Annotated in this window: 15 protein-coding genes; 1 reads left to right on the plus strand and 14 read right to left on the minus strand. The window is 54.9% G+C overall.

Annotated features, from left to right (window positions below):
* Nucleotides 1–10 precede the first annotated feature (10 nt).
* From murG to KNP80_RS04025, 12 genes are all read right to left on the minus strand, one after another.
* The gene (gene murG, locus KNP80_RS03970) at nucleotides 11–1087 is read right to left on the minus strand and encodes an undecaprenyldiphospho-muramoylpentapeptide beta-N-acetylglucosaminyltransferase (protein ID WP_214719483.1); all 1077 of its coding nucleotides are present in this window, start codon (nucleotides 1085–1087) and stop codon (nucleotides 11–13) included.
* Nucleotides 1084–2421: a UDP-N-acetylmuramoyl-L-alanine--D-glutamate ligase gene (gene murD, locus KNP80_RS03975; RefSeq protein ID WP_251130303.1), complete on the minus strand. Its 1338-nt coding sequence runs from the start codon at nucleotides 2419–2421 to the stop codon at nucleotides 1084–1086. The genes murG and murD overlap by 4 nt, the downstream gene beginning before the upstream one ends.
* A gap of 15 nt (nucleotides 2422–2436) precedes the next feature.
* Complete coding sequence (gene mraY / locus KNP80_RS03980; protein WP_214719485.1) at nucleotides 2437–3396, minus strand: phospho-N-acetylmuramoyl-pentapeptide-transferase; 960 nt, start codon at nucleotides 3394–3396, stop codon at nucleotides 2437–2439.
* A gap of 21 nt (nucleotides 3397–3417) precedes the next feature.
* Complete coding sequence (locus tag KNP80_RS03985; protein ID WP_251132322.1) at nucleotides 3418–4725, minus strand: UDP-N-acetylmuramoyl-tripeptide--D-alanyl-D-alanine ligase; 1308 nt, start codon at nucleotides 4723–4725, stop codon at nucleotides 3418–3420.
* Nucleotides 4726–4783: 58 nt separating this feature from the next.
* Nucleotides 4784–6892, minus strand: a complete 2109-nt coding sequence (locus KNP80_RS03990; protein WP_353047961.1) for a penicillin-binding protein — start codon at nucleotides 6890–6892, stop codon at nucleotides 4784–4786.
* Between the two features lie 38 nt (nucleotides 6893–6930).
* Nucleotides 6931–7293, minus strand: coding sequence for a cell division protein FtsL (gene ftsL / locus KNP80_RS03995; RefSeq protein ID WP_021067039.1), 363 nt, complete (start codon nucleotides 7291–7293; stop codon nucleotides 6931–6933).
* A 23-nt stretch (nucleotides 7294–7316) separates the two neighbouring features.
* Nucleotides 7317–8249, minus strand: coding sequence for a 16S rRNA (cytosine(1402)-N(4))-methyltransferase RsmH (rsmH, locus tag KNP80_RS04000; protein WP_021067038.1), 933 nt, complete (start codon nucleotides 8247–8249; stop codon nucleotides 7317–7319).
* A 168-nt stretch (nucleotides 8250–8417) separates the two neighbouring features.
* The gene (bshC, locus tag KNP80_RS04005; RefSeq protein WP_286038162.1) at nucleotides 8418–9974 is read right to left on the minus strand and encodes a bacillithiol biosynthesis cysteine-adding enzyme BshC; all 1557 of its coding nucleotides are present in this window, start codon (nucleotides 9972–9974) and stop codon (nucleotides 8418–8420) included.
* Between the two features lie 24 nt (nucleotides 9975–9998).
* Nucleotides 9999–10358: a DUF3397 domain-containing protein gene (locus tag KNP80_RS04010; RefSeq protein WP_021067036.1), complete on the minus strand. Its 360-nt coding sequence runs from the start codon at nucleotides 10356–10358 to the stop codon at nucleotides 9999–10001.
* A complete protein-coding gene (locus tag KNP80_RS04015) occupies nucleotides 10352–11191 on the minus strand; it encodes a ketopantoate reductase C-terminal domain-containing protein (protein ID WP_214832357.1) in 840 nt (279 codons plus the stop codon). Before KNP80_RS04015 ends, KNP80_RS04010 begins: the two co-directional genes overlap by 7 nt.
* 108 nt (nucleotides 11192–11299) lie before the next feature.
* Nucleotides 11300–11473, minus strand: a complete 174-nt coding sequence (gene rpmF / locus KNP80_RS04020; RefSeq protein WP_015881300.1) for a 50S ribosomal protein L32 — start codon at nucleotides 11471–11473, stop codon at nucleotides 11300–11302.
* 22 nt (nucleotides 11474–11495) lie between these two features.
* Complete coding sequence (locus KNP80_RS04025; RefSeq protein ID WP_029595742.1) at nucleotides 11496–12023, minus strand: YceD family protein; 528 nt, start codon at nucleotides 12021–12023, stop codon at nucleotides 11496–11498.
* 157 nt (nucleotides 12024–12180) lie between these two features.
* Between KNP80_RS04025 and KNP80_RS04030 the strand changes: the two genes are divergently transcribed.
* Nucleotides 12181–13311, plus strand: coding sequence for a tRNA(Met) cytidine acetate ligase (locus KNP80_RS04030; protein WP_214719488.1), 1131 nt, complete (start codon nucleotides 12181–12183; stop codon nucleotides 13309–13311).
* Here KNP80_RS04030 and KNP80_RS04035 read toward each other — a convergent pair.
* The gene (locus tag KNP80_RS04035) at nucleotides 13290–14282 is read right to left on the minus strand and encodes a SepM family pheromone-processing serine protease (protein ID WP_021067032.1); all 993 of its coding nucleotides are present in this window, start codon (nucleotides 14280–14282) and stop codon (nucleotides 13290–13292) included. The two genes, KNP80_RS04030 and KNP80_RS04035, sit on opposite strands and share 22 nt — an antisense overlap.
* On the minus strand, nucleotides 14279–14776 hold the full coding sequence (gene coaD, locus KNP80_RS04040; RefSeq protein ID WP_214719489.1) for a pantetheine-phosphate adenylyltransferase: 498 nt from the start codon (nucleotides 14774–14776) through the stop codon (nucleotides 14279–14281). Before coaD ends, KNP80_RS04035 begins: the two co-directional genes overlap by 4 nt.
* Nucleotides 14777–14779 lie beyond the last annotated feature (3 nt).

Below are 14779 nucleotides of genomic sequence, written 5' to 3' on the forward strand. Positions count from 1 at the left end.
TACTCTCCTTTTATCCGCGGACTTCTTCGACGAGGTCGGCGAGCGACTCCGCGGCGTGCGGGAATCCTAACCGTTTCGAGGCTGCGGCCATCTCATCGTGATGGGCCAATACATGCCGGATTGAGCGGACGAGCGATTCGCCCGTCAAATCCCCTTCTTTAATCAGTTCGGCCGCACCGCTCTCGACGAGCGCCGAGGCGTTTTTCGTCTGATGGTCAGCCGTCACGTACGGGCTCGGAATCAAGATGCTCGGTAAACCGAGCGCCGTCAATTCCGAGATGGTCGAGGCACCGGCCCGTGACACGACAAGACTTGCACAAGCGAGCAGTTCGGGCATGTCGTAAACGTACGGCAACACGTGGACGTTATCGGCTTTCGGCGCCTTCGCCACGACGTTGTCATAATGGACGTTCCCGGTCACGTAGAGCACGTTCACCGGTTCGCTCGCAAGCTCCGGGATGGCCTCGATGACGGCCCGGTTGATGGCCTCGGCTCCACGGCTACCGCCATAAATCAAGACGATTGGACGTTCATCGATACCGTACTCGGCCCGGACGGCGGCTTCATTCACCGTCGTCTTCAACACTTCGCTCCCGCGCGGGTTACCGATGACACGGACGTTTGCATCGGGGAACTGTGATTCCGAACCTGCGAACGACAAGGCGACCCGGTCGGCTTTCTTCGATAAGAATTTGTTCGTCAAGCCCGGGATGCTGTTCTGTTCATGCAGAATCGTCGGGATGCCGAGTTGTTGTGCGGTGAAGACGACCGGACCTGAGACGAATCCGCCCGTGCCGATGACGACGTCCGGACGGAACGTCTTCATCTCTTTACGCAACATCAGGACGGATTGGACAAACCAATAGGCCGTCTTGACGTTGTCTAGCGACAACGACCGTTTGAGCCCGGCGATTCGAATCGATTTGAACGGCACACCAGCGCGTGGGACGAGATCGGCCTCGAGACCGTTCTCAGTGCCGATGTAGAGCACCTCGAGGTTCGGATGGCGCTGTTTGAGCGTATCAAGGAGAGCGAGTGCCGGGTAGATATGGCCACCCGTTCCTCCACCAGAAATCATGATTTTCATCGATTGGCCTCCTCATATGCATGGACGAGGCGGACAAAATGTTCGCCGCGCTCTTCAAACGTCTTATATTGGTCCCAGCTCGCACAGGCCGGTGACAATAAAATCACGTCGTCTGGGGCTGACTGTTCAAATGCGAGCGGTACGGCTGCGTCGAGCGTATCGACCGCGAACGATGGAATCTGCTCGGCTTCACCGAGTGCTTGGAAACGCCCTGCCGTCTCACCGTACGAGATGATGGCTTTGACGCGTCCGAGCGCCGGAATAAGTGAATCCAATTCGGCTCCACGTTCAAGTCCCCCACACACCCAAATGATTGGGGCATCGAATCCGCTCAATGCCGCTTCGGCCGCCACGTTGTTCGTCGCTTTCGAGTCGTTATAAACCCGGCGTCCGAGCACTTGGCCAAGACTTTCCGTTCGGTGGGCCACGCCACCGAACGTGCGCAACACACGATCGATATGTTCGGCCGGGATATCGAACGGTTCGACGAGCAACAAGGCCGCCAACACGTTCTCCACGTTATGGGCCCCGCCGAGGGCGAGATCCTCGACCCGGATGACCCGCTTGCCGTGCAACGTAATCCAGCCGTCGGTGACATGCGCATCCCCGCTGTCGTAACCGAACGTCGAAGCATCGAGATCGGCCGGGACGCGTTTCATCACTTCGGTGTCACTGCCCTTGACGACGACACGGTCTGTTGCCGTCATGTTCCGGAACAAGTTCCCTTTGGCGTCGGCATACGATTCGAAGTCACCATGATAATCCAAATGCGCCGGTGACAAGTTCAACAGTGCCGCCGCTTGCGGATGGAACTGTTCGACGCCCATCAGTTGGAAGCTCGATAGTTCGATGACGATGATGTCGCCCTGCTTCGCTTTCGATGCGACTTCGATTGCCGGGAAACCGATATTCCCTGCCACATGGACAGGACGACTTCCTCCTTTGAGCAATTCATGGACGAGCGTGGTCGTCGTCGTCTTGCCGTTCGAGCCGGTGATGGCGACAAACTTGGCATCGGTCGCCAAGTAGGCGAGTTCGACTTCGGTATAAATCGGGATCTTCCGCTCAAGCGCTGTTTGAAGGAGCGGGATGTGATACGGGATACCCGGGTTTTTGACGATCACGTCCGTCGTGTCGAGCAATTCGAGCGGATGGGCACCGAAAACACCGTTGATGCCGAGCGCTTCGATTTTCATCCGTTCTTCCGTTGACGGTTCGCTCCCGGTGTTGATGGTCACGTTCGCGCCGACATTTCTTAAGTAAGCGGCCGCGGCGATGCCGCTCCGTGCCGCGCCGAGTACGAGAACTCGTTTATCGTTCCACTGTTGTTGCATGTCTTCCACCATCCATTACATGAGTAGTAACGACAAGACTGCCGTGATTAAGCTAATTCCACCGAACGTCAAGACGATGCGCCATTCTGACCAACCGACCATTTCGAAATGGTGATGAATCGGGCTCATCTTAAAGATTCGTTTGCCCGTCGTTTTAAACGAGAGCACTTGCAAGATGACGCTGAGCGTTTCGATGACAAAGATGATTCCGACGAAGACGAGCAACAGCTCGAGCTTGAGCATGAGCGCGAGGCCGGCGACCGCACCACCGAGGGCGAGCGATCCCGTGTCACCCATAAAGATTTTCGCCGGGTATTTATTGAAGACGAGGAAACCGAGCAAGGCGCCGACCGCACTGAAGGCGAACCAAGCGATGCCCACTTCGTCTTGCCCGAGGGCATAGATGCCGAAGAAAGCGAACGTCGGGATGGCCGAGAATGAGACGAGACCGTCGAGGCCGTCCGTCAAATTGACCGCGTTCGAGAAACCGACGAGCCAGAAGATGACGATGGCGACATAGAACCAGCCCGTATCAAACGCGATCGAAGTGAACGGGATTTGAATCGTCGTATCAAGTGCCCCACCGAGTGAGAGGAACCAAACGAACAAGACCGAGACGACGATTTGACCAATCAATTTCTGAAGCGACGTCAAACCGAGGTTGCGTTTGTTGACGACTTTGATGTAGTCGTCGAGGAAACCGATCACCCCGAAGGCGAGGGTCACGAACAAGAGCGTACCGAACCCGGCGACGGCTTCACCGAAGACGACCGAGACGAGAAAACCGATGACGAGGGCGAGCAAGATGACGATGCCGCCCATCGTCGGCGTGCCTGATTTCTTTTGGTGCCAACCCGGACCTTCGTCACGGATTTCTTGGCCAAACTTTAAGTTACGAAGTGCCGGGATGGCCCGCGGCATGACGACCAATACGGTCAATAACGAACTGATTAAGACGATTAAACTGATTAACATGTTCGTACCTCACTACTCTGTTTATTGAACTAGACGCTCGAGCGCCAGTCCTCGCGATGCTTTTAACAATATCACAGTCTGGGGGCGTTGATAACTGCCGAGGAGGACTTTCGCTTCCTCGACCGTCGGCACCATTGTCACGTTCACACGCGGGTCGGTGATGCCTGCCGCGATCCATTTCGCTTTTTCTCCGATGAGGATGCAATCCGTGACCGGGGCCGTGATGCAATGACCGACTTGTTCGTGCTGAGCAATCTCGTCCGTCCCGAGTTCATACATGTCCCCGAGAACGAGGACGCGGCGTGAGAACCCTTCTAGCGTTTTAATCGTCTCGACGGCGGCAATCATCGACGTCGGGCTCGCGTTATAGGCGTCATTGACCAAGTGGGCATCGCCGAACATCCGTTTCTCCATCCGCATCGACGTCAACTGGACGCGGTCAAGACCACGTTGAATCGTGTCATGCCCTAACCCGAACTTGAGACCGCAGGCAATCGCATAGGCGGCGTTGCGGATTTGATGGGCCCCGAGCACTTTCAACTCATACAGCTCGTTATTGTAGCGAAAAATCGAGGCGTCAAACGTCGCCTCCACGACCTCGAGCTTACCGTCCGCAGTCGAATCGTATCCGACGCGGTACCCGCCTGCCTCATTTAGGAGCGGCTCATCGGCATCAACGATTAAGACACCGTCCGGTTTCAACCCGGCTTTAATCTCGAGCTTGGCCTTGGCGATCCCCTCACGCCCCCCTACTTGTTCGCCGTGTGACTCGCCGATATTCGTGACGAAAGCGATGTCCGGTTTGGCGAGCTTCGAAAGCAACTCGATTTGCCCGAACCCGTTCATGCCCATCTCGAGAACAGCGACTTCGGTGTCGCGTGGCATTCGGAGCACGGTGAGCGGCAATCCGACGTCCGAGTTAAAGTTTCCGGCCGTCTTATGCGTCTTGAACGTCTCGCCGAGCACGACGGCAATCATGTCTTTCGTTGACGTCTTCCCGTTCGACCCGGTGATGGCGACGACTTTCGGATTAATTTCCGCCAAGTAGCGGGCAGCTGCTTCTTGAAGTGCTGTTAACGGTGAGGAGACCGGGATGGCGATAATCCCTTCCGGCAACGGACGGTCTTGTTCCCAAAACGTCACGATCGCCCCTTGCTTGATGGCAGCCTCGATGTAATCATGTCCATCGACGCGCGCCCCGATAATCGGGACGAACAAGCCGTCGGCATTGTCGTCTCGCGAGTCGGTCGCGACGTGTCGGACCTCGCGCGAATCATGTATTTCCATCCCAAACCAAGATGCGAGTGTTTGAATCGTCAACTGTTCCATAACCATTTCCTCCTGTGACAAAGGAAAAGAGAGCCGAGGCCCTCTTCATCCCTTTGCGTTAGTTCGACGGTGACGCGAGCTTCACTTTCAGCGTCGCTCCCGTCTTGACGGGCTTGCCTTTCCCAATCGATTGAGATGTGACAAAGCCGGTGCCGTCTATTTCTAAATTCAATTGATAAAGCGTTGCTAACCGCTTCACGTCACGAAGTGACCAGCCCTTGAGCGTCGGCATCGCGAACGAGTCCGCCGTCTTTAACAGCAATCGCTCACCGACGACGTACGGTTGCCCCTCGACCGGACTTTGCGCCGTGACCGTCTCACCGTTGCCGAGTGCCACCGGTGTGAATGCGGCCGCTTTGGCTTCCTTCACTGCGTCATCACGACCTTGGTCGACAAACGATGCTGTCGTTTTCGTCGAGGCGTCAATCGATTTCGCTTGCTTGTCCGGCTCGACGCTCCGATAGCGGAGCGCGACGTCCATCACATCTTTGAACAACGGTGCCATGATGCGTGGTCCCGTCGTCGATGAGTCACCGTTCGGACGATCGACGGCGATATACATGACGAGTTCCGGGTCGTCCTCAGGCGCCATGCCGACGAACGAGTGAATGTATTGTCCACTCAAGTACTTCCCGTTCTCGGCGATTTGCGCCGTTCCGGTCTTCCCGATGACACGATAGTTGTCGAGGGCATACAATTGCCCCGTCCCGACGTCGCTGTTGACGACGCCATCGAGCGCTTCCCGCGTCTGTTTGGCCGCCTCGGCCGTAATCGGTTGTCCGACGATTTTCGGATTCGTCGTCCGAATCGTCTCACCGGTCTCACGGTTGACGACTTTCTTGATGACGTGCGGTTGCTTCATCGTCCCATCGGTCGCGATGGCCGACGTCGCTTGTAAAATCTGCATCGGCGTGACGGCCGTCGATTGGCCCCATGCCGTGATCAAGACGTTCAACGGGCTCTCGAAGTCGAATTGGCTATTGACCTCGCCCGGTAAGTCGACGCCTGTGCGTTGATCAAACTTGAAGGCGTTGAAATAATCCTCATAGCGGCTTAGGCCGAGACGCTCGTTCGCAAGAATCGAGAACGCGACGTTCGACGAATGCCAGACGCCTTCTACCATAGGAATCGTACCCCATCCGGTAATGTTGTAATCATTGAATACGGTCTTGCCATACTTATATGAACCCGATTTATACAGTTCATTCGGATTATAGACGCCTTCGTTAATGGCGGCGGCCAACGTGAAGATTTTCATTGTCGACCCCGGCTCGAAACGAGACGACACCGAGAAGTTGCTATACGAGCTGATTTCGCGCGTGTTCGGGTCAAACGAAGGACGGTCCGACAAGGCGATGATTTCGCCGGTCTTCGGGTCCATGATAATCGCCGTCGCATTCTTCGGTTTGTATTCTTGATACAGTTCTTCCATTTTCGTATCGAGCAGCTGTTGAATCCGGTGGTCGAGCGTGAGTTGCACGTCAGCCCCGTCTTCCGGGTCGATCTTCAATTGTTCGTCGCTCGAGACGATTTGGCGTCCGGCCAAGTCTTTCTCGAAACGGTACAGCCCATACGACTCACTCAAGACATCGTTGAGTGATTTTTCGATACCAAGCTCACCGACGAGTTCGATCCGACCGTTCTGATCGATTTTCTGGGCATAGCCGACGACACTCGAAGCGAACACTTTGTTCGGATAGTAACGTTTCGGCTCTTCGACGAACGTGACCCCTGGAATCTCGAACGCCTCAATCTCTTCTTTTTGATCGACCGTCAAATCGCGGCCCGGTACGCCGAACTCGATTTGACCGCGATCTTTGTTCTGCTCGAGCCGCTTCAAAATATCGGCCTCAGTCATCGGAATGACGGTCGCGAGTTGCTTGGCGGCCTCGGCGAACTCATCGGGCATGAGCGTCTTGTTCTCGACCCGTTCGCCACCGAGTTTCAATACGGCCACGATGCGGTAAGACGGGATGTTGATGGCGATCGGTTGTCCGAACCGGTCATATATCTCGCCCCGCTCCGCTTTTAGCGTACTGACCGCTTTCCAACGCTCTTCCTCAGCGAACGCGAGCATGTTCTCGCCTTTGTACGTCTGGAAGACGGACAAATAGAAGAACCAACCGACAAAAAATAAAAAGAGCGGTGTGAAGCAAACAATCGCCACCCACGCCACTCTTTTTTTACTCTGTTGTAGAGAATTCATCAGTCAATCACCTTGACGTTGTTCTCATTGAATTGCATTCCGAGCTTTTCAGCAATCGCATAGATTCTCTCAGGTGAGCTTAGTTGGGCGATCTCATACTTCAATTCTTCATTCTCTTTGGCGATCGTGTTCGTCTCTTGTGTGATTAAAGCCGTATCGCGCATGATGTTGTACGCTTCGTTATGTTTCGATACCGTGATGCCACCGAACAGGACAACTGAACCAATCATGGTCGGGTACAGGATGGATTCGAACAAAGTCAACGTACGTCGTTTTGGAGCTGGTATTGGTCGTTCTTGCGGAATCGGATTTCGATTCGGCGTAACTTGAGGCTGCAGAGCCTTGCGAGCAGCTTCTGGCATCAGGTATCCCTCCTACGTACAGTCTATTTTTGTTTTTCTGCGACCCGGAGTTTGGCAGAACGGGCCCGGCGGTTGCCTTCGAGCTCGTCGTCCCCGGCTGTGATCGGCTTGCGCGTGATCAATTTCAGTTCGGGTTCAAACTCTTTCGGGATGACCGGCAATCCGGGCGGTAACGGCGGATGCTGGCTTTTCTCTTTGAACACTTGCTTACAAATTCGATCTTCTAACGAATGGAACGTGATGACGCAAATGCGTCCGTTGATGGCGAGCATGTCGATCGCGTCTTGGACGGCACGGTCGAACACGTTCAACTCATCGTTGACGGCGATGCGGATGGCTTGGAACGTCCGCTTCGCAGGATGACCGCCTTTTCGTCGAGCTGGCGCCGGAATTGCGTCTTTAATCAATTCGACGAGTTCGAACGTCGTCTCGATCGGTTTGACGGCACGGGCCTGCTCAATCTTACGCGCAATCTGTTTGGAGAATTTTTCTTCCCCGTATGTAAAGAAGATGCGGGCAAGATCTCCGAACGGCCATTCGTTGACGACGTGATACGCGGACAGCTCGCGTGAACGGTCCATACGCATATCGAGCGGTGCGTCGTAATTGTAGCTAAAGCCACGTTCGGCCTCATCGAGCTGCGGCGACGATACGCCAAGGTCGAACAATACCCCATCGACCTGAGTGATTCCCCGCGCCAACAGTTCGTCTTTCAAATGGACGAAGTTGCTTTTAATGAACGTAACCCGGTCCTCATATGGAGCCAGCCGCTCACTCGCGTGCTTGAGCGCGACGTCGTCTTGGTCGAAGGCGTATAGATGGCCTGTCGTCAAACGCTTGACGATTTCTTCGCTGTGACCGGCTCCTCCTAACGTACAATCGACATAAATCCCGTCTGGCTTAATATTTAGTCCCTCAATGGACTCCATTTTTAATACCGTTTCATGCTCAAACATACAAAAACCCTCTCAACCTACATTTTTCAACTATTTTATTACGTTTACTTTATCATAAAAATGTCAAGCGCCGCATAGCTTTTTAGCGAAAAGAGGAAACAAAAAGGTAACAAACAAAAAATGGTTCCCACAAATTTCTGGGAACCATCTCAATCGAGCACATTTCGGTTACAATTTGACCAAACATCGCTCGAAATCAGCTTGTTCATAAGTCCGGCGTAAACGCTCGAACAAATCGAGACCGTGACGGTTCAACAAAGGGACCATCGACCAAATCCGTTCTTGCGGGGCGTCCATCGGCAAGAGCCGTGTCGATAGATGAATCCGGCGACTGTTCAAGCGATATTGGTTGCGTTTCGCTTCAGCTCGCATCTCGTCGCCAAGGCGTTCGAGCACATGGCGTGCCTTCGCATCAAACCGGTGGCCGTGTTTGCCTGCCTCGCGCCCGATTGCTTCCGTGAGCGTCCGGTACGCATACAGGTTTTGGTCAAACGCTTCATCATCGAACGTGTGATCCGGTAACGGGTCCGCCAAATAGTCGACGAGCGTCACGCCTTCTTGGGCGAGCTTCTTCTCATCGTTCGCCGAGACGAGCACGGCCCCGAGCCGTGGAAGCAACAGTGGCATCTTCCAATCGAGGACATGGAACAAGGGACGAAGTTGAAGCCAATAGGCGATTTCACCAGGACCTGCGATATAGGCGAGTGTCGGGAACAAGTGGTCCTGCATGAGCGGACGGGACACGACGTTGTTCGAGAACCGCTCCGGGTGCGTTTCCACTTGTTGAATCAGCTCAGCCTCCGTGAAGCGGTGGCCCCGCTTCGTCGTGAAGAGCCCGTCCTGTTTCGTCAACAGTTCGCGTGTCCCATCGTGATAGAACAGGTGGGCCGCTTCCCGATTCAACTCGACAATCGGCATCCCGTCCTCGAACGAATCGTGCAGCGCCGCCTGCAAGCGATCGTGTTCCGTGATCAACCGTTTGAACGCGTCGCGCTCGAGGGCCCGAACTTCCGGCTGGTGCGGGTCGAACAGGATGAAGTCCGTGCCGACAAACCGACGCATCATTTGACCGAAGAATTGGGCGAACGAATGGCTCGCTTGAATCACATCGACGAGCTCATGATAGAGCGTCGTCGTATAACGCGTCTCCGTCTCGGATAACAAGAGGCGTTGCAACATTTGCACGAGTTCGATTTTAAGGCGATCGAATTCCAATTCTCCGACCGACGCCTTCCCGGCGAGCGGGACGGTCGACAACGCCTCTTTGCGCAGTTGACGCGACAGCGGTTGGCTCACGAAGACATGATTGATTTCGGCATAATCATGATCCTCCGTCGCCATCCAAAAGATCGGGAGGACCGGTTTGTTCAATTTCGCTTCCGCCTGTCTGGTCTTCTTCAGCACGGTCAACAGTTTATACACCGCGAACAACGGACCACCGAACACCCCGACTTGTTGCCCGGTCACCATCGTGAACGCCTCACCGGCGGCCAACGCTTCGAGTTTTGATTCGAGCGCCGGAGAAATCGGACCGTGGACGGCTTGTTGGTCTCGCAAAATGTCGACGAGCGCGGGCAAATGCTTGAAGGAACGGTTCATCAGTTCGTCCGCCCTCACCTCGAGCTCATCCATCCCTGTATAGTCCAGCCATTTCGAATAGCCCGTCTCCACTTGCATCATCGGAGACGATGGGGCGTACATGGCGTCTAGCGACTCTATCCTCACGTATAACGACTTCCTTTCAAACGATTAATACATCATCTCTCGTGCGATGCCGATCGTAAACAAGACGATGTGGGCCGGGACGAGCACCAGAAACAATAAGCGCCACCCGTGTACGAACATCTTCGAATAGACGACATCCTCATGGCGAATCCGTTGCCAAATCGCGTTGGCCGGGAAGATGGCGGCACAGACCGCAAGCAACAGCCAGATCAAATCGATCCCGACAATCGCTTCGAGCAGAACCGCACATGCATAAAACCAAAGGATCACGCCGGCGTCACAGGCGAGTTTGAACGTATTAACCGATTTCGGCATAATTTTTCTAAGTATCATATACACCATAAACCAAATGACGAGTGGAAATGAAACGATATACACTAGCACGATACGCTCGCTCCTAAAATTAATTTTTGCATGACCGGAATGACGGTCAATGTGACGCCTCGTTCGTCGGCACGTTTCAAGAGCGGCGTCAAGATGGCGTCGACCTCGGTCTGGCGCCCCGCCTCGATGTCACGTAGCATCGAAGAACGATTGTGTGCCGTCTTGTCGATAATCGTGTCGATATATGTATACGGGACGTGACGGTCGAACAACATCGTCAGTTCTTCGTAAAGCGCCGTCGCGATATCGCGGCAAGGCGGTACGGCGACCGCACCGTTCTCGACACGGCAGAGCGCCGTAATCGGATTGATGATTGCGTTGGCGAATAGTTTCTCGGTGACGACTTGTTCGATATCCGTCTCCCACACGACAGTGAGCGGTGACGCGTTGAACGACATCTCTTCGAGCGAGCCGAGGCTGCCGATGCGGATGCGCCCGAGCCCGGTATGCTGAAGCCGATGGCCATCGCGGCTCACACCATGTTCGACCACACCGAGGTGGAATCCTTTCGTACGTGCATAGTCGAGATGCGCGATTCCGTTCGAACAGATGAATACGGGTACGTCGCCGGACAATCGTTCCGTCGCCGCCTCGACCTGATGCGCTTTCGTCGTCACAAAGAACACGTCCTGCTCCGTCTCAATGATTTTCGTCACCGGACAGAGGCGAACCTGAACCGTTCCCTGCGTGACGCCGGTACGTTCGATCGTCACAGTCGATGCCTCGTCAACACGGCCATAGAGGGTCACCGTATAGTCCGGTTCGAACAGCGAAGCCATCAACATGCCGACGGCGCCGTTCCCGATAATCCCAATTCGTTTAATCGGCTTCATTGGCCATCCCTCCACGTCTAGTCTGCACTGAAAAGTTTACCACAATCTGTTTCCACGACCCAATAATGCGAAAAGAAGCGGCCTCCGAGGAGACCGCTTCTTTTCGCATTATTTGCTTGTTACTTCTTTACCGTTGTAGTGTCCGCAAGATTTGCATACACGGTGAGAAAGCTTCATTTCGCCACAGTTCGGGCACTCGTTCATACCAGGTACGTTGAGTTTGAAGTGAGTACGACGAAGACGTTTGCGAGTTTTCGACGTTCTACGGAATGGTACTGCCATCGTTGTCCACCTCCTTGAAAAGTTAGCCGTTCTCGTCCTCTTTTTTAGAGAACAAGTCAGCGAGCCCCGCGAGGCGCGGGTCAATTTTTGGTTGGTCGTCCGGCTGCTCGTCAATGACGGACCAGCCTTCCCCTTCAACCTGAGTTTTGTCTGTTTCGTTCCCAAAGATTTGCATTGGGACGTCTAACATGATGAGCTCTTTTACGATCGGTCGCAGATCAATCGTATTTCCTTCTGGCAAATTGACATCATCGAATTGCTCCGTATAACGCCCATTCTCCAAAAAGAAAGGCTCGAGCGATTCAATATCGAATTCATAAATGACATCATCCAACGTACGCGCATCTGGCAACGTCAGGTCACCTTGAATCTTCAGATTGAATGTAACTTGATTAGATGTGAACGACGCATTCCCGTGCACATGCACCGGACGAATCGAACGGATATCCGGATGGAGCTGAGTAAGCTCTGGTAGTTCGACCATCTCATCGATGGTAAAACTGTCACCCTGGTTTCGTAGCTTAAGTAGCTGTGCAATAGACCACTTCATCCGAATCACCTCAATTGCAACAATATGAATTATAGATAGGCCAACTTGTTTTGTCAATGTTTTTTCTTTACACTAAAATCAGTTGACGACGGCGCTTTGCCAAAGCGTACTTATCCATCTTACACCAATCCAATCGACAATGCAAAGGAGTAATTTTATGCGAAAAACGGCCATCATTGCCGAGTACAATCCGTTCCATAACGGGCACCTCCATCAGGCGGAACGAGCCCGGATCGAAACAGACGCTGACGCTGTCATCGCCGTCATGAGTGCCCAGTTCACCCAGCGCGGCGAGCCGGCAGCTTTCGACAAATGGAGCCGGGCCCGCGCCGCCGTCCAAACGGGCGCGATCGACCTCGTCATCGAACTCCCGACTCGTTTCGGCGTGCACCGGGCCGACCGGTTCGCGAGCGCCGCGGTCGCCATCGCCGAGCGCGTACGTTGTCAAACGCTGTCCTTCGGTAGCGAGAGCGGCGACATCAGCGACGTTACCCAGGCGGCGGCGGCCAACATCGAAGCGACTCCAGCCTATCAGACGGCGTTCAAAGAAGCGTTGGACAATGGACGTTCTTCCGCCAAGGCGTCGAGCGAGGCGTTCGGGTCACTCTATCCCGACTTTGATTTGACGCTCCCGAACAACATTCTCGCCTATCACTACGCGAAAGCGGCGACGTCCATCGAACTGCACACGATTCGCCGTCTCGGGGCCGGATACCATGACCCGAGCGTCTCAGACGTCATGTCGGCCACGGGCGTGCGCGCCCACTACTTAGAGTCAGGTCTGGTCCGGGCCGTCCCTGACGCCACGAGAACGCTGTTTCAGGACAATCCGATGGCGCATTGGTCACTTTATTGGCCCGTCCTTCAATATAAGCTGCGGACGACCCCGAAAGACGTACTTGAGCAACTCGTCGGTATCGACAGCTCGCTGTCGCCCCGCTTGATTCAAGCCGGGCTCGAGCCGACGTTCGAACAGGCGCTCGCCCGCTTATTGACGAGACGTTATACCCGGACGTCCATCCAACGAGCGCTCGTCGCCATCCTCATCCATTGGCGACAGGACGAGTTGCCGGAACGGTTCGACGACGTACCGTATATCCGTCCGCTCGCGTTCAACACAATCGGGCGCACTGTGTTAAAGGACATAAAAAAAGACGTACCGCTCCTCAGCAAGTACCATCCCGATCTTGCGTTCGAGGCTCGAGTGACCGAGGCGTATCGCCTTCCGCTCGGAAATCGGTCACTCGTCGAACATATGCAAACTCCTCAATTCATCGATTCTAAATAATCGATGGCTTCCTCGACCGTCTTGACGGGAACGACTTCAATGTCGCTCTCGAGTCGGTCGAGCGACTCCATCGCCTCGTCGTAGTTCGACCCGGCCGGCACGAAGAACACGGATGCCCCAGCCTCGTCCGCAGCTACGATTTTTTGCCATGCCCCGCCAATCGGCCCGACGTTCCCTAACTCATCGACCGTTCCCGTTCCGGCAATGACGGCACCGCCCGTCAAATCGCCCGGCGTCAACTGATCAAAAATCTCGAGCGTGAACATGAGGCCGGCCGACGGTCCGCCGACGTTCGTCAGTTCGAACGAGACGTCCGGGTCCGTGCGCACGTCCTGGACGGGCAGCGGCTCATAAATCCCAAGCCCGACCCGGTCCCCGCTCCGGTCAATCGGTTGAATCAGCGTATCGACCTCACGTTCGCGACCGTCACGTTCAAGCGTGACAGAGACTTCATCGCCGGCTTCAAATGAGGCGACGCGTTCGATAAAGTCAAGGCGCGATGCGAACGATTGGCCATCGAGCGCCGTGATGATGTCACCCGGCTTCAAGACGTTCGCGGCGAGCGACCCCGTGATTGGGGCCGAGACGTACATGCCGTCAAACGTCACCGTCACATCGGCGTCCGCCAACTCATAGGCGTATTGAATCGCCGCTTGTTGCGACGACGACATCAACAACTCTTGTCTGCGTTCGTAGTCCGCCTCGCTTTCCCCGTCATACAGATAGCGGCTGGCCGGACTCGCCTCCGTGAACGGGGTGAACCAGCTGCCGACGAGCCAGAGCGGTGTCGCCCGGCGTTGCGAGATGGTCACCATCTTCAGTTCGCCCGGTTCTTTGTCCCCGCCCTCGACCGTCATGAACTCTTCGATCGTCGTCGCCTCGCCCGGATACGTGATGTAATACGGGAGTGGCACGAACAAGAAAATCAGGACAGCCACGAGCAGACCGAAACCGATTTTGAGCGACTTCATTGTCCGGGACTCACTTCATATTTTTGCCGCAACGCGAGTTCGACTTGCTCCGGGACGAGCTCGGCGACGGACGCCCCGTATTTGGCGACTTCTTTCACAATCGAAGAGCTGAGGAACGAGTACTGGCTGTTCGTCATCATGAACAACGTCTCCACGTTCTCATTCAACTTTTTATTGATCGATGCGATTTGAAGCTCATACTCGAAGTCCGAGACGGCCCGCAGGCCACGGACGATGGTCGCCGCCTCACGCTTGGCGGCATATTCGACGAGCAGACCGCCAAACGCGTCGGCGGTGACGTTCGGTAAATGTGTGGTCACCTCACGAATGAGCGACAGACGCTCTTCCACGTTAAAGAGAGGTGCCTTACTCGAGTTTTCGAGCACGGCGACTATAACTTCGTCGAAGATAGCCGCCGCCCGCTCGATGATATCTAAATGGCCGTTCGTAATCGGGTCAAAGCTCCCCGGGCAAATCGCGATACGTTTTGACATGTT

Source organism: Exiguobacterium sp. E4787, from assembly GCF_018618375.1.
In the GTDB taxonomy this organism is placed as follows: domain Bacteria; phylum Bacillota; class Bacilli; order Exiguobacteriales; family Exiguobacteriaceae; genus Exiguobacterium; species Exiguobacterium chiriqhucha.